Genomic DNA, 21,259 nt, shown 5'->3' on the forward strand with positions numbered 1-21,259 from the left:
GAAGGCAGGTGGGGTGTGTCCCAAGATCGCAGGTCCCGTTTCCGTACGGGATGGCGTCCGTGCGGTATGGATACCGCACCTGGCAGGGTTAAGAGAGGCCCAAACTCGCCGCCTCCTCCGCCAGCTCCTCCGCGGGGTACCAGTGGACCGCGGCGCTCGCGGCCAGGAGGCAGACGCCTGTGCGGGGAGCGATGCCCAGGATGCGGCGGGCCGCGTGGTGGTAGATGGCCAGCTGGGGCCGGAAGCTGGCCGCCTTCTGGCGGATCGCCCCGGCTTCCACCCATTCGCTCTTCCAATCCACCAGCCACCAGCCCTCCTCGTCCTCAAAGAGCAGGTCCAGGGTGCCGTGGAGGACACCCTGGCCGGTGGTGAGGGTAAAGGGCACTTCGTGGAGGCGTCGCCGGGCCCTTTGAATCTGGGAGAAGAGGGGCGAACGTTGCAGCCCCGCCAGCAGCCGTCGCGCCCGGCGGACGGCATCCTCCACCTGGTCCGGTCCGATCACCCCCAGTTGGCGGGCTATCCTGGCCAGGGACGAGCGTAGCGCCTCCCCGTCCAGTTCCAGAATCGTCCATCGGGCCAGGGCCTGGTGGACCAGGTTGCCCAGGAGATAGCGGGAGACCGGCCGGGCGGTGTGGCCGGGCTGTGGGGGTGGAACTGCCGGCCACAAGGGCAGGGGCCCGTCCTCCTCCACCGCAGCCTGTTCCATGTCCTGGAGCAGCGTGGTCACGCTGCGGGTGACTGCGCCTGGGACGACCGGCACGGGGCGACAGAGGGCCGGCATGGCGGTCAGGGTGGGCGAGAGGGAGGCCATCGGCCTGGCCGGGCGCCTGGCGGGCGGCGGCGCGGCCGGGCGGTGGATGCGGATGCGGAAGGCCGGGGCGCTGCCGTCGTCCGCCTGGCAGGACCACTCCGCCACCTCTGGCCCGGTGGCCTCGATCTCCCATGCGTCCAGGATCTGGGCCAGCCAGTTTGTAGACGCCTGGGCGGTCATCTGGCCGGAGAGGATGAGCCGGTCCGCGGCCCGGGTGCAGGCCACGTAGAGCAGTCGCCGGCTCTCGGCCTCTTCCATCTGCTGGATCTCCGCCTTGCCCCAGCAATAACTGGCCGGCTCCTGCCAGTCGCCGTTCTCATCCAGCACCCGGCAGACCAGCCCGATCTGCGGGTCGTGGAGGATGTACCCGCCCTGCCGGGTGGAGCGGCGGCCCAGGTCGGCCACGGCTACCACGGGGAACTCCAGCCCCTTGCTGGCGTGGATGGACATGAGCCGGACGGCACCCCCTTCCGGCTCCCGCCCCAGGGCTTCCCCCTCCCGGGCCTCGGCCGCGCGCAGGTCCGACACCCGGCGCAGGAAGTCGGAGAGGCTGGCGCCGCCCTTCTCCCGGGCCATGGCCAGCAGCTTCTGCACGTTGCTGAGGGGGCGGTCGCTCCCCTGGCCGGGCTGAGCCTGCAGGGCCAGGGCCACCTCGTAGCCGGTGTGATCCAGGGCTGTCCGCAGCAGTTGCCACACGTCCACCCGTCCGGCGATAGACCAGAGGTGCTTCAGCACCGTGTGGGCGTGGGCGATCTCCTCATCCTGATCGGTGGGGGGCGGATCGGCCAGGGCCGCGCGCAGGGGGCGGGGCTCGGCCGGTCGTCGGTTTTCGCCGTCCCGCCAGCGCAGCCGATAGAGGGTTTCGTCGCTCAGGCCGAAGAGGGGCGAGCGCAGGGCCGCGGCCAGGCTGAAATCGTCGCCCGGGTTGTGCAGCGCCGCCAGCAACACCAGCAGGTTGCGCACTTCCGGCCGGTCGTAGTAGCCCCGGCCGCTCACCGTCAGGTAGGGCAGTCCCCGCTGCTGGAAGACCTCTTCGTAGAGGGGCAGGCTGGTGGTGGCCCGGAAGAGGATGGCCGCGTCCTGGAACTGGAAAGGCCGATAACATCCCCTTCGTTTATCCCAGATGGGGACACCGTCGGCCTGGAGGGAGAGCAGCCGCTCGGCCAGCAGGTGGGCTTCCCAGCGGCGTCCCGTGTTCGCGTCGATCCTTTCCCCGTCCCCATCTTCGGCCGGCAGGATCCAGAGCTCTACCGGGGGCGGGGCATCCGGCGGGGTGGGGCGGGCCGCGGTCAACGGGCCGGGCCGCGCTTCGTAGGGTCGGTGGGCGAGGCCGTCCAGGGGCTGGAAGAGGCGGTCGAACAGGTGGTTGCAGGCGTGCACCAGCTCCTGGTGGGTGCGGAAGGAGCGGTTCAGGGGGATGGGCGCCTGGCCGGTGGCCTGCTCGACCTGTTGTCCCATCTGGTGGAAGATCTGCACCTGGGCCTGGCGGAAGCGATAGATGCTCTGCTTGGCATCCCCCACCACGAAGAGGCGCCCCGGCGCATCCGGCGGGGCCAGGACGGCCAGGATCTGCTGCTGGATGGGGTTGGTATCCTGAAATTCGTCCACCATCACATGGTGGATGCCGTCCAGGAAGGCCTGCAGCCGTTCGCTCCGGGGCTGCTGGTGGAGCAGCCGCACCGTGTGCCGCTCCAGGTCGTCGAAGTCCAGCGCGTGGCGCTCCTCCTTCAGCCCGTCGTAGGTGCGGGTGAGCTCGTCCCACAGAGCCCGCCAGGCCAGCAGGCTGTCCGCGGCCTGCTCGTCCAGGGGGCCGATGCCTTCCAGGAGCCTGGCCTTCTGAAGTTCCTTCAGGTGGTCCCGCAGGGCCCGGAGCATGGCTTTGACCCAGGCCAGCCGCTCTTTGCCCCAGTTTCTGGCTGCCCCACCCCGCAAGTTGATGGTGTTACAGGCCTCCAGAGCGGCCATCCATTCCCCCCGGCCCAGGTGATGGCAGCCCCGCTGCGCGGCCTGTACGTGGGGCGTGAGCTTGTCGCCGGCCGGCAGGGCGTCCATCTGGGGCAGCTCCTCCAGTGCGGCGGCCAGCTCTGGGCACGCCTGGAGGGCCTGTTGCCAGCGCCGCTCCCGGGCCCGCTCCACCTCCCTGGCCCAGCGGGCCAGCAGGGCCTCCCGGTCGTCCAGCCGGTCGAAGCGCTGTTGGACGGTGCCCCGCTGGGCCAGCAGATCGGCCATGATATCCCGGATCTGTTGGACCCTGAGGCTGGCGAAGAGGGGCAGCGCGGGGTGGTCGACCGTCTCGCCCAGGGTGGCCAGGGTCTGGCGGATGGCCTCTTCGGCCAGCAGGCCCGCTTCGTCCTCTTCCAACACCTGGAAAGCTGGGTCCAGGCCGGCGGCGATGGCGTTTTCCCGCAGGATGCGGGCACAGAGGCTGTGGATGGTGCTGACCTGGAGCTGATCCAGTTGCTGGCGGCGCTGCTGCCAGGGGCTGTGGGGGGGCGCGTTTTGGGCCCGTTCCTCCACGCCGGCGCGGATGCGGTTGCGCATTTCCCGGGCGGCTTTCTCGGTGAAGGTGATGGCCACCAGGCTCTCCAGTGGCCACTCTGGATGTTGTGCCAGCAGGTGGAGGTAGCGGGCCACCAGCACCCAGGTTTTGCCTGTGCCGGCGCCCGCCTCCACCACCAGGGAGCGGTCCAGGGTCTGGATGGCCAGGGCCTGTTGAGGAGTAGGGGATGGGGCGGTGCTCATCATTGTACCTTTGCCCTCTGGAAACGGCCGTGGCGGGGCACCTGGCAGAGGTCGGCCAGGTCGCACCAGTCGGCGCAGGTGCCGACCAGGCCCACGGGGCGGGAGGGCAGGTTGGGGAAGTGGCCGGCGCTCGCTGCTTCGGCGGCCTGGCTCACCGCGCGACAGGCGGCTGCCAGGGTGCTCCGTGCCTTCTCCTGGGCGAAGTCCAGCCGGCCACTCAGTTCCCGCGTGGGGATGTGGAGGTAGATGCTTTCCACCACAACCCCTTCCCCGAAGAGCTGCTCTGCAGCCAGGGCGTAGAGGGCCACCTGGACGGCCCGGCCCTCTTCGATGTCTCGCCCGTTGTAGCGGGTGCTGCCGCTCTTGTAGTCGATGATGCGCAGCCGGCCGTCCTCGTCCCGGTCGATGCGGTCGATGATGCCCCGCAGGCGGATGGCGCGGCCGTCGCCATCGGCGATGTGGGCCGGTGGATATCCCCCGGCCGTGCCGAAGGCCAGCTCCTGCTGGAAGGGATGAAAGCCGGGCCGATCGCCGTTTTCCTGGCACTCCCAGCGCAGCAGCGCGGCGAGCTGGCGCCGGATTTCGGCCTGTTCGTGGTGCCAGAGGGGGCTGGGGCGGAAGCCGTAACGCTGGGGGGCGTCCTGGAAGATCTCCGTACAGCATGCATCCAGGCAGGCCAGCACCTGGGCCTGGGTGGCCGGGGTGGGCACCGTCTCCTCGGCACAGAGCCGGCGGTAGAGCCGCTCCAGGATGGCGTGGAGCAGGCTGCCCCGCTGGCGGGCGTCCAGCCCCTCTTCTGGATCCGGTCGGGGCGTCAGTCCCAGCACCTGTCGGGCGAAGAAGCCGAACGGACAGGTGTGGTACTGGTTCAGTCGGGACGCGCTCCAGATGTGCTCCGGCCCGTAGCGGTGGGCCAGTTCCTCCTGCAGGTCCGCGGCCTGGATCACCCCCTGGAAAGGGCCCGGATGCGGAGATTCCCGCTGTTGCCACAGCCAGTGCCCCTGCTGCCCCCATCGCCACAGGGGAGCCAGGGCCTCGGGCACCTGCCGGGCGCCGGCCCGGGCCAGAACCACAGCCAGCTCCTCCGGGCTGGCAGCCTCTTCCAGGGGCGGGGGCGCGGCCACGGGGATCCGCACCGGGGTGAGGGGGGCGAAGAGGTCCACCACTGCCTGCCAGTAGGGGGAGGGCGGCCACTCTTCCCCCCGGTCGTCCAGCCACGGGCGCAGCAGGGTGAGGCGTTGGCCCACGTTGCTGACTGCCTGCCACCAGAGGGTGGCCTCTTCACCGGGCACGGGCCGGCGCAGGGGGATGCCGGCGTCCCGGCGTTCGTGGGCCGCGTAGAGGACGTCCGGCGGAGGTGGGGTGGGAAATTCGCCCTCGCTCAGCCCCAGCACAAAGAGATAGTCCGGCGTCAGGCCGCGCACGCTCTCCAGGGTGTCGAAGCGGACCTGGCCGTCCCCGCCCGGGGGGAGGACAGGCACCGCGGGCAGGATCTCCCGCAGATCCCGGCGGAACTCCTCCCACGTCACCGTTGGGGGCTCGCCCGGCGCGGCCCCTGTGAGCGCCACGGCGGCGATGAGCTGGCGCAGAGAGTGGAGGGCCAGGCTCAGGGCATCCAGATCTCGGTCCGGGTAGGGACCCTGCCGGCAGCAGGTCAGCAGATGCAGGGAGGCCTGGGGCTCGTTCTCCTCCGGGAAGAGGCCCAGGATGGCTGTCTGCAGCCAGAGGGCATAGTCGGCGTGGGTGCCCTGGGCGGGCGGCGTCAGGTGTTGGAAGAGCCCGTCCAGGCCGGAGCGCAGGGCGGCCAGGATCTCGGGGGCGAGCCGGGCCACCAGGGGCGGTTCGCTGCGATCTTCGTCGTCCACCTGGCCGTCGTCCAGGGAGAGGGTGAGGGGGCGCAGGGCGTGGTGCCACTGGGAGAGGCCAGCGATCACCGGCCGTTCTCGGGTCAGCTGGTCCAGTAGATCGATCTCCGTTTCACCCAGCCAGGCGCTCACGTCCACGTAGGGCGAGCGGAGCAGGTCAAAGGTCTGACGCCAGGGGAAGTCGGGCCAGAGGCTCAGGGCGTTGAGCAGCGCGGCCACCGCCGGGTTGGTGGCCAGGGTGCTCTCCACGGCCACCGGCACCCCGTACTCCTGGGCCACGGTCTCCACCAGGCGCCCGTAGGCCCCGGGCCGGGGCGCGAGCAGTGCGATGGCCTGGGGGGGGACGCCGTCCAGCAGCAGCTTTTTGATGGCCCGCAGGGCAGCCCGCACCTCTGCCTCTCGGGAAGGGGCTTCCACCAGGACAAGGTCTGGTCCCGGGGCGATGGCTTTGGCCTGGGGCTCGAAGAGGTGGGCCCGGAGGTGGGTGACCGCGTGGGGGCGGGGCGTGGCCGGCAGGGTCTGCACCTGTTGGGGGGCGAGCTGGGCCAGGATCTGGCGCCGGGTGGCGTCCAGCCGGGTCAGGGCCAGGCTGGATGCTGGCCGGTCGGGATCCCACAGCAGGTAGAGGTGGAGATGGTCGAAGCAGGGGGCCAGGCCGGCCAGGAGCGCCATTTCCACCGGGCTGAACTGGTCGAAGCCGTAGACGAAGAGGGGCCCCTCCTGGCGGAAGTTGCCCGGCTGTTGGGCTAGCTGGTCGGCGGCCAGCCAGAGCAGCCCATCGGCGTCGGAGAGGCGGTGTTCCTGCAGAAAGCGCTGGTACTCCTGGTAGAGCAGGGCCAGTTGCCGGTCCCGTTCGGTGCCGGTGCGCCGGGCCTCCCGGGCCACCTCTCGGGGGAGGATGCCCTGGGTCTTCATCTCCCGCAGCCAGGCCAGCACCACGTCGGTGAAGCCGGGCTTGTCCCAGACGGGCGCAAAGGTGGAGAGCTGTCCGGCCTGGTGCAGGCTGCGCAGGAGGGTATGGACCAGCCGCCGGGCGGCGGTACTGTGGATCTCGTGGATGGGCTCCTGGCCGATGGCGTGGAGCACGACCTGGGCCAGCCCGTAGAACTGGAAGATGTGCAGGTTGAAGGTGTCGCCCAGGTGCCGGCGCAGCCGGTGGGCGATCTGCGCCCGGGGCAACAGCACCCAGACCGGCGCCAGGGGGTCGGCCGCCTTGACGCGTTCCACCAGGGCCTGGAGGTGCGCCAGGGCGGCCTGGTTGTCGGGGGAGAGGTAGAGGGAGACCGCCATGGCGCCTACGCCTTCAGTGCGCCCTCCAGCAGGCCCTGGAAGAAGAACTTCTGGGCCAGGGCAAAGACCAGAATACCCGGCGCGATGACGATGACGTAGACCGCGGCGATGCGGGGCCACGCCCACTGGCCCATGCCGCCGTGGGCCGAGGCCAGCACCACGGGCAGGGTGCGCACGATCTGGTCGTTGGTGAGGGTGGCGGCCAGCAGGTATTCGCCCCAGGCGGTGACGAAGTTGACGATGAGGACCACCACCAGGCCGTTGGTGATCAGGGGCAGGGTCACCGACACCAGGGTCCGCCATGGCCCGCAGCCGTCGATGCGGGCAGCGTCGATGAGCTCTCGGGGGATCTGCTCGAAGATGCTGCGCATGATCAGGATGCTGATGGCCAGGTTCAGGGTCACGTAGGGCAGGATCAGGCCGCTGGTGGTGTTGATGAGCCCCAGGGTGCGCTGGATCTCGAAGATGGAGATGAGGGAGACCACCCGCACCGGGAAGTAGAGGGAGGCGATGAGGCCAAAGAGCACCAGCCGACGGCCGGGCAGCTCCAGGTGTACCAGCGCGTAGCCGCCCAACACCGCACAGAGGGAGGTGATGAAGACGGTGGCCAGGGTGACGTAGACGCTGTTCCACAGGTTGCGGGGCAGGGTCTCGATCTTCTCCAGCACGTAGGCGTAGTGGGTGAAGTCGAACTGCTCCGGCCAGAGGGCGCCGGTGTAGGCGTCCGGGATGGACTTGATGGAAAGCAGAAAAACCCAGGCCAGGGGCAGCAGGATGATGAGCACGAAGAAGTTGATGACCAGGTGCTTGGCCAGGGTGGCTATCTGTCGGCGGCGACGAAGATGGGCGTGGGAAACGGTCATGGTACTTTCTCCCTAATCCTGGGGGCGGAAGACATAGAGCAGGCCGGCCACCACCACCATCATGGCCATGGCGCCGATCCAGCCGATGGCCGCGGCGTAGCCCTGGAGCCACTCACCGATCTTGAAGGCCAGGTCGTACATGTAGACGGTCCAGGTGTAGGTGGGCGAGGCCCGGTTGAAGCCGCCGAAGATGAGAAACTCGTCGATGACTGCCATGGCCGAGCCGAAGCGGAGGACCACCAGCACGGCCAGGACCGGGCGCAGGCGGGGGATGGTGACGTGGAGCAGGAGCTTCCACTCGTTGGCCCCGTCGATGCGGGCGGCCTCGTAGAGCTCCTTGGGGATGGCGGCCAGCCCGGCCAGGAAGAACATGGTGTGGTAGCCCAGCCCCCACCAGACCTCGAAGATGGCCACTGCGGGCAGGGTCAGGGGGGTGCCACCCAGCCACTGGGGCGCGGTCTGGGGAGTGAAGAGGTGGAGCACCTCCACCAGGATGTAGTTGATGGGGCCGATCTGGAAGTTGTAGAGCCACTTCCAGAGCACGAAGATCATGGGGCCGGGGATCACCGCCGGGATCAGGATGATGATGCGGTAGAAGGTAGCCAGGCCTCGATGCTGTACCCGGTCCACCAGCACGGCCAGCAGGAGAGGGATGATGATGGTGCCGGGCAAGAACATGAGGGTGAACTGGGTGGCCCGCCACAGGCCGGCGTACATGACCGGGTCCTGCAGGGCGTCCACGTAGTTCTGCAAGCCCACCCATTGGGCCGGCTCGGTGCTCAGGTATTTGTAGTTGGTGAAGCTGATGAAGAGCACCCGCAGGATGGGGTAGACCATGTAGCCCAGGAAGAAAAACAGGGCCGGCACCATGAAGACCCAGTTGGTCAGGTTACGCAACACGGCCGGCGGGCGGTAGGGAAGGGCCTGGAGTTTCGGTTTGGAGGTCAGTGTGGCCATGGTTCTCCTGTGTTATGACGAAACAACAAGCAGCAGGGGCCATGGTCCTGGCCCCTGCTGTGCAATCCCGATGGAAAGGAGTTAGCTGCGGGCCTTTTCCAGCTCGGCCAACACGGCGTCCTTGGCCGCCTGCATGGCCACCATGGGATCCGGCTCTTCGCCCGTGAGGTAAGTTTCCCAGTGGGGTTTGCCGATCTGGAACTGGGTCAGCCCGAAGAGGTGGTTGGGAATGGCCCGGGCGATGGGAAGCTGATCCCGGATCAACCCCACGAAGGGGGGCATCCAGTCGGGCGGGTTGGCGTCCCACTTGGCGTAGAGGGAGGCGTAGGGCGGCAGCTGGCCGGGGTGGGCGGTGGCGCTGCCGGCGATGGAATCCCGCCAGATCTGCTCGTCGTAGGTGAGGGCCCGCACATACTCGGCGGCCTTCTCCTTGTTTTTGCCGTACTTGAAGAGGCAGGCGCCGGTGGTCCAGAAGACGGTGGCTCCTTCGCCGCCGGCGAACTTGGGCAGGCCGGCCATCTTGAGCTTGGAGGGGTCGGGCCAGTTGGCAGCCATGCGCAGGGGGGCGTTGAAGTACTTGGTGTAGTAGGCCACCTTGCGCGCGGCAAAGGCCACCTCGTCCGGCGTGCCGTTGACGCCGCCGTCGGTGGCGCCTTCCAGCAGGATGTCCGGGTGGGAGAGGGCCATCATCTCCTTCATGAGCTTGAGGGCCTCGATGGCGGGCTCGCTGGTGAAGTCGAAGAGCCCTTCCTCGGTGTAGACGTCGGTGCTCAGGCTGTGGGTGAAGGGGGCCAGGGAGCGCCAGCCGTGGGCGTCGAAGGTGCAGCCGTAGAGAGCCGCGCCGGAGTCCACGATCTGTTGGGAGGCGGCCAGGTACTCATCCCAGGTGGTGGGGATGGAGGTGATGCCGGCCTGGTCGGTCAGCTCCGAGTTCCAGCCCATGCCGATGATGTCCAGCAGGAAGGGCCAGCTGTAGAGCTTGCCGTCTACCGTGCACTCCTCCCGGATGGAGGGGATCAGGTCGTCCACCACTTCCTTGGGGATGTACTCGTCCCAGGGCTCGATGACGCCGGCCTCGATCAGCGCGGTCATCTCCACGAAGGGGGTCATGCCCACGTAGACGTCCCAGGTGCTCTCCTGGTTCTTGGCCTCGGCCACGAAGCGTTCGATGCCGAAGCCCTCCACCGGCGCGATCTGGAAGTTCAGGTTTTCGAAGCGCTGGTTGACTTCCGGGATGCTGGGGTGGAGGTCCACAATCCACTGGTAGAAGGTGGGGGTCAGGGGGCGTTCGCCGCTGCTGGCTGCGCCCTGCGACGAGGCAGCGGAGCCGGCCTGGGGAGCTGCAGGTGCAGGGGCTGGCATGCAGCCGGCAATGGCCGCACTCACGCCGCTCAGGCCCAGGCCCGCGGCCAACATGCGGGTCATGAACTGGCGGCGATCCATCTGTCCCCGGCGCAGCCGGTTCAACAAGGCTTCCTGGATCAGGTATTCTTCTTCACGGCGTGACATGGTCGTGCTCCCTTGCCTTTCTTCTCCACGAGTTTTCTCCATGAAGCGGACACAATGTGATTGGTGTTGCAGGTACGGCCGGGGGGCCGTCACAGCGGTGTAAAACAGTGGTGATAAAACAGCGGTTGCTACGTGGCCGGTTGAACCAGCACAACCGGATTCCGACGGGGTGGCGGGATTATAGCAAAGGGGCTGGAGGGGTGTCAAACAGGTTCGCCGGGTCCGCCGGGTCCCGCCGAATCGCTGCACCCCGTTAGCGGTGACAAGTTGACAAACCCTGGTCCGTGATGGAAACTGGCTCCATGACCCACACCAAGATGCATGCAGATGAATTGACCATCCCCCTGTCCCTGGTCCGGCGGCTGGTGGCGGACCAGTTTCCCCGCTGGGCTCACCTGCCCCTGGAGCCGGTGCCCTCTGCCGGGACGGACAACGCCATGTATCGGCTGGGCGACGAGATGGCCGTGCGGCTGCCCCGGGTGCCCTGGGCGGCCGGGCAGGTGGCCCGGGAGCAGCGTTGGCTGCCCCGGCTGGCCCCCCACTTGCCCCTGGCCGTGCCGACGCCCCTGGCCCTGGGCCGACCGGCCTACGGTTACCCCTGGCACTGGTCCATCTACCGCTGGCTGCCGGGGGAAAATGCCACCCGGGCGCCCCTGGCCGATCCGGCCCAGGCTGCCATCGCGCTGGCCGGCTTCATCACCGCCCTGCAGGGAATCGACCCCACCGGCGGGCCGCGGCCGGGTCCCGGGAACTCCTCCCGGGGCGTCCCCCTGGCGGCGCGGGATGCCCAGGTCCGGGCCGCCATCGCCGCGCTGGACGGCGCGTTCGATGCCGATGCGGTGACGGCCGCGTGGGAGGCGGCCCTCCGGGTGCCGGTGTGGGATGGCCCGCCCGTCTGGATCCACGGCGACCTGCAGGGGGGAAATTTGCTGGTGCAGGATGGGCAGCTCTGCGCGGTCATCGACTTTGGCTGTCTGGGGGTGGGGGATCCGGCCTGCGACCTGCAGGTGGCCTGGAACTTCTTCGCGGCGGAAGCCCGGGCCGTCTTCCGGGCCAGCCTGGCCGTGGACGAGGCGACCTGGGCCCGTGGCCGGGGCTGGGCCCTGTCGGTGGGGGTGATCGCCTACCCGTACTACCGGGAGAGCAACCCGGTGCTGGCCGGCATCGCGCGCCACGCCATCCAGGAGGTGCTGGCGGAGGAGCGGTTGGCCCGATAGCGGCGTCTTCGGTTCCCCTCCCGATGGAGGCCACGCCAGGGGGGACAGTGTCCCGTAGCTGGGACTGGTTTGTTACAGCACGCTGCGCAGGGTAAACTGCTGGCAGTGGAAACCCTGGCGAAAGAAAGTATGGAGGACGTAGCCATGCCGTTGCCAATCCACTTGTATAAAGAGGCCATCGCGGATTTCTGTCGCCGCTGGGGCATTGTGGAATTCGCCATTTTTGGATCTGCCCTGCGGGACGATTTTCGTCCTGACAGTGACGTGGACGTACTGGTCTCCTTCGCGCCAGGCATGCAGCCGTCTTTTCAGCAGTGGCTGACGATGATTGAGGAGTTGGAGAACATGTTCGGCCGCAAGGTGGCTCTGGTGGAGCGGCGCACGGTTGAGGCGAGCAAGAACTACATCCGCCGAAAACACATTCTGAACCACCTGGAGCAGGTCCATGTGGCGGGATGACGCCTAATCCCGTTCGCCCCACAGAGAGGCCTGTGGTACAATCCGGGCGATGTCTGTCCACGTCCCTGGTGTCTATGCCCCCGCCTGAGGGAGCCCCAACTGCCATGTCATCGGTCCTGGATCGCCTGCGTCGCCTGCAGAGCCTGCGGGAACAGAAAAAGCCCGCCGAAGCCCAGCTGCCGCCCCCACCCCAGGCGCCCGACTTCGGGGCCGCCGACCCCTGGGGCCGTCTGGAGGAGCTGGTGCCCGGCCAGGAGGTGGAGAACGAGCTGGGCACCTACTACGTGAGCACCCGGGCCGTCCCCCTCCACCAGCGGCGGGGTCCCCAGGCCCTGGGCGATCTGTTGACCCAACAACCGGCCATCTTCGCCCCTTTTCACCCCCAGTTCCGCCTGGATGGCATGGCGGATTTCCAACAGGCCGCGTTTCTGGACACAGAGACCACCGGCCTGGGCGCCGGCGCGGGGGTCTACTGTTTCATGGTGGGCGTGGGCACCTTCGAGACGTGGGACACATCCGCCCCTGGCGCCAACGGTCAGGAACCTTCTCCCACTCACTTCGTGGTGCGGCAATTCTTCATGCGCCACCCGGGCGAAGAGGGAGCCATGCTGGCCGGCCTGGCCGACTTCCTGGCCCGCTGCTCCATGACGGTCACTTTCAATGGCCGCACCTTTGACCTCCCCCTGCTGCGCACCCGCTTTTTTCAGAACCGCAGCCGCCTGCAGGCCGCGCGGGTCCAGGTGCCCCTGCTGGCCGAGGATGGCCCCCACCTGGATCTCCTCCACCCGGCCCGGCGGCTGTGGCGACGTCGCCTGCAGAGCTGCCGCCTCCTCCACCTGGAGCAGCAGATCCTGGGCTGGCAGCGCAGCGAGGAGGACGTGCCCGGCCACCTGATCCCCCTCCTCTATGCCGACTATCTGCGCAGCGGCAACGCCCGGCCCATGCGCCGAGTCTTCTACCACAACCAGGAAGACATCGTCACCATGGTGGCCCTGGCCGGGCAACTGAGCCACATCTTCAACGTCGAGGCAGACGGCTCCCCGGCCCCCACTCCCCTCTACGGGCCGGACTGGCTGGCCCTGGGCCACTGCCACGAACGGGCAGGCTGTCTGGCCGATGCGGAGTCCGCCTATCGCCAGGCGGTGGAGCTCCTGGCCACGCCCCAGGAGCAGGCGGAGGCCTTCCGGCGGCTGGGGCTGCTCCTCAAGCGCCAGGGACGCTGGAGCGAGGCCGTCGAGATCTGGCAGCGCTGGCTTTCGTCCGTGCCCGGCACCGACCCGACGCCCTTCGAGGAGCTGGCCAAGTACTGCGAGTGGCAGCTACGGGATCTGGCCCAGGCGGAGATGTGGACCAGCTGGGCCCTGCACACCCTGCGCCGGGAGGCCGCTCGGCCCCAGGCTGATCCGCCCACCCGGGAGGCCATCCGACGCCTGGAGCATCGCCTGCAGCGCCTGCAGCGCAAGCAGGCGGGGGGATAGCTCAGCGCCCCACAGCCTGGGCAACGGGCTCCAGAATCTGCAGCCGGCCATCCCGGCGGGCGCCGGTGTTGGCGGTGACTCCGCCCCGTTCCATGATGTACGCCACCAGCTCATCCCGCAGAAACAGGCCCGTGTCCTGTCTGGGCAGGTCCTGCAGAGGGAGCAATGGCCCCTCCTCTGGGCTCTGGCTGGCCATGGTTCGCTCCCAGTCGGCGGCCGCCAGGCCCACGAAGCTGGTGCAGGCCACCAGGAACAACCGCTCCAACTGTGCCTCCAGCGGGATCCCATCCACGGTGATGTCCCGGGCCTGGGCCCGTGACCGATTTTCGCCCAGCTCCAGGGTGTAGCGGACCTCCTGACTGAACTGGAGAAAGCCCCGTTCGGTGTGGGGCTCGCCCGGCCGGTCGGCCCGTCGCGCGTTGTCCATCAGCAGCTGCTGGAGCTGGCTGCCAGTCATCCGGCAAAGGCGGATGGTATCGGCGAAGGGCATGATGTTGAACCAGTGGCCGAAGGTGAGGGGACCCGGCGGCAGGCCGCAGCGCAGGCAGGAGGCATCCACCATGGCCAGGTCCACGGGGTAGCCGGCCCGGCGGCAGCGGGCCACCAGGGCATCGGCGATGAAGTTGGCCAGGGGCGACTCCATGGCGGCAAAGCTGTTGCGTACCATGTCGGTGCCCAGCTCCGGGTTGTCGTCCACCGTTCCCAGCACCCGGTTCCACACGGCCTGCACCTGCTGGACCAGGGGCTGCACATGGCGGCGTTCAAACGCTTCGTCCACCGGCAGGTCGGCCGTGGGCGTCAGGCGGACGTTGGTGACCGCCGCGGCCCGGGCCACGGTGATGTCCACCTCGCCCAGGTAGCGACCCAGGGTGCCGGCCTGGACGATGGGAATGCCGTTGACGATGTTGCGTGCGCTGAGTCCCTGTTCGTTGAGGACATGGTGGGTGTGGCCGCCCACGATGAGGTGCACGCTGCCCGGCGGCAGGCTGGCCGCCAGTTCCACATCCCCGGCGAGCTGCACCGCGGCGCTGGCGCTCTCCAGGCTGTAGCCCAGGTGGCTCAGGAGAATGCAGACGTCGCACAGGGGGCGGAAGGCCGGCAGCAGGTTGTGGAGCACCTGGACGGGATCGACAAAGCGGAGCGGCGAATTCGGCTGGGGGGCAATCTGGGCCGGGGTGGTCAGGCCGATGACGCCGACCCGCAGCCCCTTGAGCAGGAAGAGCGCGGCTGGAAAACAGCGGCCGACAAGCCAGGGACAGCCGGTCAGGTTGGCCGTGAGCAGGGGAAAGCGGGCCTCCTGTTCCAGGGCGTGGGCCAGCAGGCGCGTCCCCCGGTCCAGGTCATGGTTGCCCATGGCGCAGGCATCCACGCCGGCGGCGCTGTACAGGCGATAGCCCACGTGGGCCCGGAAGGTTTCCGGCCCATCCCCCAACAATTCGTCGAAGACGGCCCCCACCAGGTCATCGCCGGCGGCCAGGGTCAGCACGGCCCGATGGGGGTGAGGCGCCGCCTGACGGCGGGCCTGCCCGATCCGCCAGGCCATACGGGAGAAGACCGGTTGGGTGCCGTGGGGGGTGAAGCGGGCCACATGGCCGTGGAGGTCGTTGAAGTGCAGGACCTTCAGCCGAAAGGTCACGTCATCCGGCAGCAGGCGTTCGGTCGGCAGGGAAATACCGGGGACCGGCACGATCTGCTCCACAGGTCCTGCGGTGGCATCGCCCACCAGCAGATAGAGGGCCCCCGTGGGGTCGGCAGCCGGAGGGTAGGGGGCACGCACCAGACGCAGGCAGCCCGGCGGGGCGTTGTTCAGTTCAGCCGTGTGAAGACCAATCATGGCCAGATTTTGATGGGATCCACAGATGGGACAGATGGGCAGAAATTTCTTCGGCGCAATTCCTCCTCTCCCCCGGCCCTCGCCCTGGACCCACCGGCGGCTACGAGCCGCCGGCTACGGTGGACATTGTTCATGTCCACCTACGAAATCCGGGTGAACATTTCCGGCGTGATGGCATAGATGGGGGGCTCGCCGGCGAAGAAACGTCGCAGCTCTTCCACCGCCATCTCGCCCATGTGGGTGCAATCCTCGATACAGCCCGCCAGGTGAGGCGTCACCACCACATTGGGCAGCCGGCGCAGGGGGCTATCCGCCGCGGGCGGCTCCGGGTCGGTCACATCCAGGAAGGCAAAGAAGCGTCCCCGGGACAGCTCCTGGATGAGGGCCGACTCGTCGATGAGGCTGCCCCGGGCCGTGTTGATCAGCACCGCGCCGTCCCGGATCAGGGCCAGACGTCGGGCGTCCAGCAGGTGGTAGGTGTCGGGTTTGGCCGGGGCGTGGAGGGAGATGATGTCCGTCTGGCGCAGCAGATCGTCCAGGGACACCAGCGCCGCCCCCAGTCGGGCAGCCTCCTGGGCCTCCACAAAGGGATCGTAGAGCAGAACCCGGCTGCGGAAGGGGCGGAGGAGCTCCAGAACCTGGCGGCCCACCTGGCCGGCGCCCACCAGGCCCACGGTGCAGCTGTGAAGCTCCCGGGAGGGCCAGTGGGGGCTGTCCCGCCAGCCGCCCTGGCGCACGTGTTGGGCCAGGGGCCAGATGCGCTTGGCGCCCACGATCATCAGGCCCAGGGTGGTTTCCGCCACGTCCCGGGCCAGGGCCGGCGCCGCGCTGGTGACGTGGATGCCCCGCTGCCAGACCGCGTCCGACACGAATCGCTTGACGCTGCCGCCCATGTGGGCCATGGCCCGCAGGCGAGGCGCCGCGGCCAGCACCTCCGCGTCCAGGGGGGCCACATCCCAGCTGGTGATGCAGGCATCGGCCGGGGGCAGCAGGGCCAGGAGGTCGGCCTTGGTGGCCGGTTCAGGCTTGGGATGGTGGATCACCTGGGCGAAGGAGGCCAGCTTCTCCCAGGCGGCCGGGCTCATCATGCGCCGGTAGTGGGCCTGGCCGATGGTGATGGCGACAACCGGTTTCTCCATGGGCTACCCCTTGACGGCCCCCCGGGTGATCCCCTCCACGAACTGCTTTTGGGTGAAGAGAAACAGCACCAGGATGGGCAGAATCACAAAGATGGTGGCAGCCATGAGCAGGTTCCAGCGGTTGCCCCCCTCCTGGCTGTCCTTGAGGTAGGCCAGGCCGATGGGCAGGGTGCGCATGGCCACCTTGTTGGTGACGATCAGCGGCCAGAGATAGTCGTTCCAGCGCCCCACGAAGGAGACCAGGGACACCGCGGCCAGCAGGGCCCGGCTCACCGGCGTGACCACGTGGAACAGGATCTGCAGGTGGCCGGCGCCGTCCACCCGGGCCGCGTCGATCAGGTCCCGGGGGAGGAGGCGGAACTGCTGGTGGAGGACGAAGACCGGAAAGGCTGCGGCAGCCGGCGGGATAATCAGGGCCCAGTAGGTGTTGATCCAGCCCAGCCGGCTCAGGGTGATGTAGTTGGGGATCAGCCGCATCTCCACCGGGATCATCATGGTGGCCAGGACCAGGAGAAAGAGCAGCCGCCTGGCCGGGAAGGCAATGAAGACGAAGGCGTAGGCCATGAGCAGGGCGAAGAGCATCTCCAGCACGGTGGTGGCCACGCCAGTGATGATGCTGTTGATGTAGAACCGGCCAAAGGGGGCCGCCTGCCAGGCCTCCAGGAAGTTCTCCCACCGCCATTCCCCCGGCCACCAGCGGGGCGGGTAGAGGATCACCTCCTGGATGGGCTTGAACGCGGTGGTGGCCATCCAGAAGAAGGGCAGCCCCAGCACGGCCGTGGCCAGGCACAGCCCCAGGTAGACCAGGGCCCGATGGCGCAGGCTTTCCAGTCGGCGGCGACGAGGCCCCCGCCAGACGGTGATTTCCTGGATTGGTCCCGATGTGCCCATGGACTACTCCCCATATTGGACCCAGCGCTCGGAGGCCCGCAGCTGGTACAGGGTGACGGCGATGATGACCACGAAGAAGATCATGGCAAAGGCCGAGGCATAGCCGGCCCGGAAGTTGCGGAAGGCCAGCTGGTACAGATGGTAGACGTAGGTGGCCGAATCGGGGTAGACGGGGCCGCCCTCGCTCATGATGGCCACCACGTCAAAGGCCTTCATGGCCTGGATGAAGCCGCTGACCATGAGGAAGAAGATGACCGGCGTCATCAGCGGCAGGGTGATGTGGCGCAGGATGGCCCAGCGGGAGGCTCCGTCGACCCAGGCGGCTTCGTAGTACTCCCGGTTGATGTTCTGCAGGCCGGCCAGGAAGAAGACCGAGGCAAAGCCGATCTCCTTCCAGATGCCCACCAGGATGATGGCCCAGAGGGCCAGGCCAGAGCTGGCCAGCCAGCGGGGTCCCTGCACGCCCAGGGCCTTGTACAGGTGGCTCAGGGGCCCCAGGCTGGGGTCCAGCAGCAGCACCCAGACCAGCGCGGCAGCGGCAGTGGTGGTGATGTGGGGGGTGAAGGCCATGGTGCGAAAGAAGGGCTGCCCCCGGATCTTCTCGTTGAGCAGCAGGGCCAGGAAAAAGGCCGGGCTCTGGGCCACGATCACCACGCTGGTGGCGTAGGTCAGGGAGTTGCCCAGCACCTTCCAGAAGACCGGATCCCGCAGCAACTGGACGTAGTTGGAGAGGCCCACCGCTTCCATGGGGCGGGCCGGCAGGAAGTTCCAGCGGGTGAAGCTGAGCCAGAAGCTGTAGAGGATGGGCCAGTAGGTGAAGACGCCGAACAGGATGAAGTTGGGCGCCACAAAGGCCAGGAAGGTCAGCCATTCCCGTCGGTTTCGGCGCCATCCTCGGGCAACCTGCTGCCACACGGCGTTTGTTCCGTTGCTTGCGAGCCGTTTCGTGGTCTCCATGGTTTCCGGTGTTTCCGGGCTGTGCACGGGCCCCTGGCTACGGTGCGAAGATCTCGTTCTTGATCCCCTCCTCCGCCTTGACCTGGGCCTCATCCAGCACGGCTTTCACATCCACGCTGGGGTCGGTCAGGATGCGCTGCCAGGCTTCGTCGAAGGCGGTGCGCACCGCGGGGGAGAAGTTCACCGAGAAGTCGCCCCGCAGGTAGGGCACCGCGGCGTGGATGATGGCGTAGCGCTCATCCTGGAGCATCTCTGCTGCAATCTCCTGGGCGCCTGGTGTGAAGGCCACGTAGCCGCTGCGCTCCGCGTAGTAGGCGATGCTCTTGTCCGACAACATGAAGCGCATGAACTCCCAGGCTGCGTCCCGTTTCTCCTCGGGGACGCTGGCCAGCATGACGATGCCGCCGCCGCCCGGGTTGTAGACCTTGCCTGCTTTGCCTGCCGGGTAGTTGGCTACCGCGGGGGTGAAGCCCACCGACTGCTCGAAGATTTCCGCGAAGGGCGCCGGCGAGTCCAGGATCATGGCCGCCTGGCCGTTTTTGAACATGCCCCGGTGGCCGCCCGATGCGCTGTCCGGCACGATGGCCGCGCCTTCCCGGACCAGATCCTGGAACTTGGTCAGCACCTCCACCACCACCGGGTGGTTGAGGGTGATCTCCGTGTAGTCCCGATTGGTGATCTCGCCTCCCTCAGACCAGATGGCCGAAGTCAGCGCCCAGGAGAACCAGCCGGGGATGTAGGCCACGCCGTAGCGCTGGACCGTGCCGCTGGCGTCCTTGACCGTCAGGCGCCGGGCGTAGTCGAAGAATTCGTCCCACGTCTGGGGTGGTCCGTCCAGGCCGGCTTCGGCAAAGGCGTCGCTGTTGTAGTAGAGTACCGGCACCGCAACGTTGAAGGGCAGCCAGTAGATGCCGCCGTCGAACTCGCCGGCGGAGAGCATGGTGCCAGGCCAGTCGCTGGTGTCGATGCCGTTTTCCCCTTCCAGATACGGCCGCACGTCCGCCAGGACGCCCGATTTGTAGAACTCCAGGATCTCGAAGGTGCCCAGTTGGGAGACATCGGGCCCGCCGCTGCCGGCTGCGGCCGCGGCCAGGATGTTGGTGGCCAGGTCGCCGTAGCTACCCTGGAATTCGGACGTGACGTGGATGCGGTCCTGGGTGCTGTTGAACTGTTCCACCAGTTCGTCCTGGGCATCGCCGGCGGGGCCGGTCAGGGTCCGCCAGTAGATGAGCTCCACCCGTTCCGGAGCGGCTGGTGCACCGGTGGACTGGCCGGTGGTGGCCACGGGCGCGCAGCCGGCCACCAGCATGGCCAGCATGAGGCCCGCGACCAGGAGCTTCCAGCGAGAATGCGTTTTTTTCATTGCTGCCCTCCTTCTTGTGGCACTCCTTGGTGGAGGCAAAAAGTGGATGCGAAAAATAGCGTTTGTACAGGTGCGCCATGGGGTATTCATTCAGGCATCAATGTCATCATTATCATGTCATAACTTTAACGGCCCGCGATCATTCTGTCAATTGGTTGAAAATCGGCGGCGATATTTCGCAATCGGTTGTCTGGAGCATCGCAGCCTGTGCTATAATAGGAAATCTCCGAAACAGGCTATCGCTGTGAGCTGCCTGGCCCAGGTCAGGTAGACGGTCGCCTGGCATCGTCCCCACCCCTTTTCTGCTTCATCGACCCCCCGGGTGGATGTCCCTCAGATCCAAACGTGGCGACTGCGTCGTTCCCTTTTTGTCCAGACTGTTTGATCCGGATTGTCCTTCGTTGGCAGTGCCCATGGCGAGGCTTCGCGGTGAAGGTCGCGAGGCGTGCCGGTTTTCCCCGGACGGCCGGCCCTGGGAGAACGGCGGATTGGAGAGGAAGAGGGAAGATCGTGGGCAGACAGATTGATTTCCAATGGCAAATTGAGGACGAGAACGTCCAGCGGGAGGAGTTCTGGCGGGAGGCGACGGCGACCGAGCGCCCGGCCGCGCGCAGCAGCGGCGAGCTCCGCCTGATGGCGCGCCTGGGACAACTGCTCACCCTGCTGCTGGTGATGCTGCTGGCCACGGCGGGCGCACCCTTTAGCTGGCGCCTGCAGGAAAACCGGCAACTGGCCGCCGAAATCAACCAGGTCCTGGAGGTGGAGATGCGGGCCCTGCGCACCGATGACCGGGACCTGGGCAGCCGCCTGATGGAAGATCGCATTGCCCTGGTGGAGCACCGGGGCTGGCTGGACCTCTGGCGCATCCGCCAGTCCCAGCGCCGCCAGATCAGCCTGGAGGTGGTGGAGGTGGAACGGCTGGGGGATCTGGCTTTGGTGACCTTGCGCATCGTGCCGCCCCGGACCTATTGGGTCTCTTTGCCCTATCAGGAGCTGCGCTTCTATCGCCATACGGACGGTAGCTGGCTCCAGACCGTCCCGCCGGAGAGTTTTTGGGGGGCGCCGAAACGCCTGGAGATGGGGAGCCTGATCTTTGAATATACCGAACGGGATGCCGAGGCGGTGGAAGGTGCCGCGGCGCAGCTGGAGGCCACCTACGCGCGCCTACGCCAGGCTGTGGGCCTTCCCACCCGGCCAGCCCAGCCCCTGACCTTCACGGTGGAGCCCCGGGTGGTGGGGACCTGGTCCTCCCGGGGGACTCAGATCGGCGTCACCTCGCCCACCCTGTACCAGATTCCCGAGTGGGTGACGCCCACCGGCCAGCTCATCGACACGGTCACTGACCACCTGATCAACAAGGTGCTGAGCGAGTTGCTTCATATCGACGAGCTCTACTACTCGCCCGAGTGGTACATCCTGCTGGGCGGGGTGCGCAGCTGGATGCGCACCCACATCCTGGAGGCGCCGCCCTACTGGCAGGAAGAGGCGCTGCAGGAATTGCGCAACCGCAGCCAGATCCTCTTCCCCCTGCGGCTCACCGATCTGGACCGGGAAGGCCGCATCGAACCGGAGGAGCGCCAGCTCCGCTTCACCGTGGCCGAAATGGCCGTGGCCTACATCATGGACCAGCAGGGGATGGCGCATCTGCCCGTCTTCTTACGGGCCCTGCGCACCCACACCAGCTGGGAGGAGCTGCTGGACGATCTGTACGGTCAGACCGTTGAGCAGTTCACCTACGGCTGGAACGTCTACATGGTGGACGAATATCGGCTGCTGGACGAAGGCCAGCCCGCCGCGGCAATTCAGTGGTAAACCACAAGGGAGTCATTGATGGATGAAGCTGGCCCGGATTTGGCTAGCGGAATCATTGGCTGGATAGTGTCC

At 67.6% G+C, this 21,259-nt stretch carries 14 protein-coding genes; 4 read left to right on the top strand and 10 right to left on the bottom strand.

Annotated elements, in window-relative coordinates; translation table 11 throughout:
• Positions 1–88 precede the first annotated feature (88 nt).
• The 5 genes from FKZ61_RS03080 to FKZ61_RS03105 all read right to left on the bottom strand — a co-directional run bounded on the left by FKZ61_RS03080 (position 89) and on the right by FKZ61_RS03105 (position 10,037).
• Positions 89–3,553 carry a UvrD-helicase domain-containing protein gene (locus tag FKZ61_RS03080; protein WP_170199170.1) on the bottom strand — a complete coding sequence of 1,155 codons (3,465 nt, stop codon included), beginning with the start codon at positions 3,551–3,553 and terminating at the stop codon, positions 89–91.
• On the bottom strand, positions 3,553–6,708 hold the full coding sequence (locus FKZ61_RS23830) for a PD-(D/E)XK nuclease family protein (RefSeq protein WP_141608606.1): 3,156 nt from the start codon (positions 6,706–6,708) through the stop codon (positions 3,553–3,555). Before FKZ61_RS23830 ends, FKZ61_RS03080 begins: the two co-directional genes overlap by 1 nt.
• A 5-nt stretch (positions 6,709–6,713) precedes the next feature.
• A complete protein-coding gene (locus FKZ61_RS03095; RefSeq protein ID WP_141608607.1) occupies positions 6,714–7,571 on the bottom strand; it encodes a carbohydrate ABC transporter permease in 858 nt (285 codons plus the stop codon).
• A gap of 12 nt (positions 7,572–7,583) precedes the next feature.
• Positions 7,584–8,528 carry a carbohydrate ABC transporter permease gene (locus FKZ61_RS03100; protein WP_141608608.1) on the bottom strand — a complete coding sequence of 315 codons (945 nt, stop codon included), beginning with the start codon at positions 8,526–8,528 and terminating at the stop codon, positions 7,584–7,586.
• 81 nt (positions 8,529–8,609) lie between these two features.
• Positions 8,610–10,037, bottom strand: coding sequence for an ABC transporter substrate-binding protein (locus tag FKZ61_RS03105; RefSeq protein WP_211358380.1), 1,428 nt, complete (start codon positions 10,035–10,037; stop codon positions 8,610–8,612).
• 302 nt (positions 10,038–10,339) lie between these two features.
• On the opposite strand from FKZ61_RS03105, the gene FKZ61_RS03110 reads away from it, so the two are divergent.
• From FKZ61_RS03110 to FKZ61_RS03120, 3 genes are all read left to right on the top strand, one after another.
• The gene (locus tag FKZ61_RS03110; protein WP_141608609.1) at positions 10,340–11,254 is read left to right on the top strand and encodes an aminoglycoside phosphotransferase family protein; all 915 of its coding nucleotides are present in this window, start codon (positions 10,340–10,342) and stop codon (positions 11,252–11,254) included.
• Positions 11,255–11,398: 144 nt separating this feature from the next.
• On the top strand, positions 11,399–11,713 hold the full coding sequence (locus FKZ61_RS03115) for a nucleotidyltransferase family protein (RefSeq protein WP_141608700.1): 315 nt from the start codon (positions 11,399–11,401) through the stop codon (positions 11,711–11,713).
• A gap of 104 nt (positions 11,714–11,817) precedes the next feature.
• On the top strand, positions 11,818–13,191 hold the full coding sequence (locus tag FKZ61_RS03120; protein WP_170199172.1) for a ribonuclease H-like domain-containing protein: 1,374 nt from the start codon (positions 11,818–11,820) through the stop codon (positions 13,189–13,191).
• A 1-nt stretch (position 13,192) separates the two neighbouring features.
• Here FKZ61_RS03120 and FKZ61_RS03125 read toward each other — a convergent pair whose 3' ends face one another.
• The 5 genes from FKZ61_RS03125 to FKZ61_RS03145 form a co-directional block, all read right to left on the bottom strand.
• Positions 13,193–15,025: a bifunctional metallophosphatase/5'-nucleotidase gene (locus FKZ61_RS03125; protein WP_141608611.1), complete on the bottom strand. Its 1,833-nt coding sequence runs from the start codon at positions 15,023–15,025 to the stop codon at positions 13,193–13,195.
• Between the two features lie 140 nt (positions 15,026–15,165).
• Positions 15,166–16,164 (bottom strand): hydroxyacid dehydrogenase, encoded by a 999-nt coding sequence (locus tag FKZ61_RS03130; protein WP_141608612.1) that lies wholly within the window; start codon positions 16,162–16,164, stop codon positions 15,166–15,168.
• 3 nt (positions 16,165–16,167) lie between these two features.
• Positions 16,168–17,055: a carbohydrate ABC transporter permease gene (locus FKZ61_RS03135; protein WP_141608613.1), complete on the bottom strand. Its 888-nt coding sequence runs from the start codon at positions 17,053–17,055 to the stop codon at positions 16,168–16,170.
• A 3-nt stretch (positions 17,056–17,058) separates the two neighbouring features.
• The gene (locus FKZ61_RS03140; protein ID WP_170199175.1) at positions 17,059–17,970 is read right to left on the bottom strand and encodes a carbohydrate ABC transporter permease; all 912 of its coding nucleotides are present in this window, start codon (positions 17,968–17,970) and stop codon (positions 17,059–17,061) included.
• 79 nt (positions 17,971–18,049) lie between these two features.
• Positions 18,050–19,375, bottom strand: coding sequence for an ABC transporter substrate-binding protein (locus tag FKZ61_RS03145; protein WP_170199177.1), 1,326 nt, complete (start codon positions 19,373–19,375; stop codon positions 18,050–18,052).
• 510 nt (positions 19,376–19,885) lie between these two features.
• On the opposite strand from FKZ61_RS03145, the gene FKZ61_RS03150 reads away from it, so the two are divergent.
• The gene (locus FKZ61_RS03150) at positions 19,886–21,187 is read left to right on the top strand and encodes a hypothetical protein (RefSeq protein WP_141608616.1); all 1,302 of its coding nucleotides are present in this window, start codon (positions 19,886–19,888) and stop codon (positions 21,185–21,187) included.
• Positions 21,188–21,259 lie beyond the last annotated feature (72 nt).

It is taken from the genome of Litorilinea aerophila (assembly GCF_006569185.2).
Taxonomy (GTDB): Bacteria; Chloroflexota; Anaerolineae; order Caldilineales; family Caldilineaceae; genus Litorilinea; species Litorilinea aerophila.

Excerpts from the sequence above, each read along its gene's own strand:
- FKZ61_RS03145 (WP_170199177.1), bottom strand. The coding sequence starts at position 19,375 with ATGAAAAAAACGCATTCTCGCTGGAAGCTCCTGGTCGCGGGCCTCATG.
- FKZ61_RS03115 (WP_141608700.1), top strand. The coding sequence starts at position 11,399 with ATGCCGTTGCCAATCCACTTGTATAAAGAGGCCATCGCGGATTTCTGT.
- FKZ61_RS23830 (WP_141608606.1), bottom strand. The coding sequence starts at position 6,708 with ATGGCGGTCTCCCTCTACCTCTCCCCCGACAACCAGGCCGCCCTGGCG.
- FKZ61_RS03130 (WP_141608612.1), bottom strand. The coding sequence starts at position 16,164 with ATGGAGAAACCGGTTGTCGCCATCACCATCGGCCAGGCCCACTACCGG.
- FKZ61_RS03120 (WP_170199172.1), top strand. The coding sequence starts at position 11,818 with ATGTCATCGGTCCTGGATCGCCTGCGTCGCCTGCAGAGCCTGCGGGAA.
- FKZ61_RS03095 (WP_141608607.1), bottom strand. The coding sequence starts at position 7,571 with ATGACCGTTTCCCACGCCCATCTTCGTCGCCGCCGACAGATAGCCACC.
- FKZ61_RS03080 (WP_170199170.1), bottom strand. The coding sequence starts at position 3,553 with ATGAGCACCGCCCCATCCCCTACTCCTCAACAGGCCCTGGCCATCCAG.
- FKZ61_RS03110 (WP_141608609.1), top strand. The coding sequence starts at position 10,340 with ATGACCCACACCAAGATGCATGCAGATGAATTGACCATCCCCCTGTCC.
- FKZ61_RS03125 (WP_141608611.1), bottom strand. The coding sequence starts at position 15,025 with ATGATTGGTCTTCACACGGCTGAACTGAACAACGCCCCGCCGGGCTGC.
- FKZ61_RS03135 (WP_141608613.1), bottom strand. The coding sequence starts at position 17,055 with ATGGGCACATCGGGACCAATCCAGGAAATCACCGTCTGGCGGGGGCCT.
- FKZ61_RS03105 (WP_211358380.1), bottom strand. The coding sequence starts at position 10,037 with ATGTCACGCCGTGAAGAAGAATACCTGATCCAGGAAGCCTTGTTGAAC.
- FKZ61_RS03100 (WP_141608608.1), bottom strand. The coding sequence starts at position 8,528 with ATGGCCACACTGACCTCCAAACCGAAACTCCAGGCCCTTCCCTACCGC.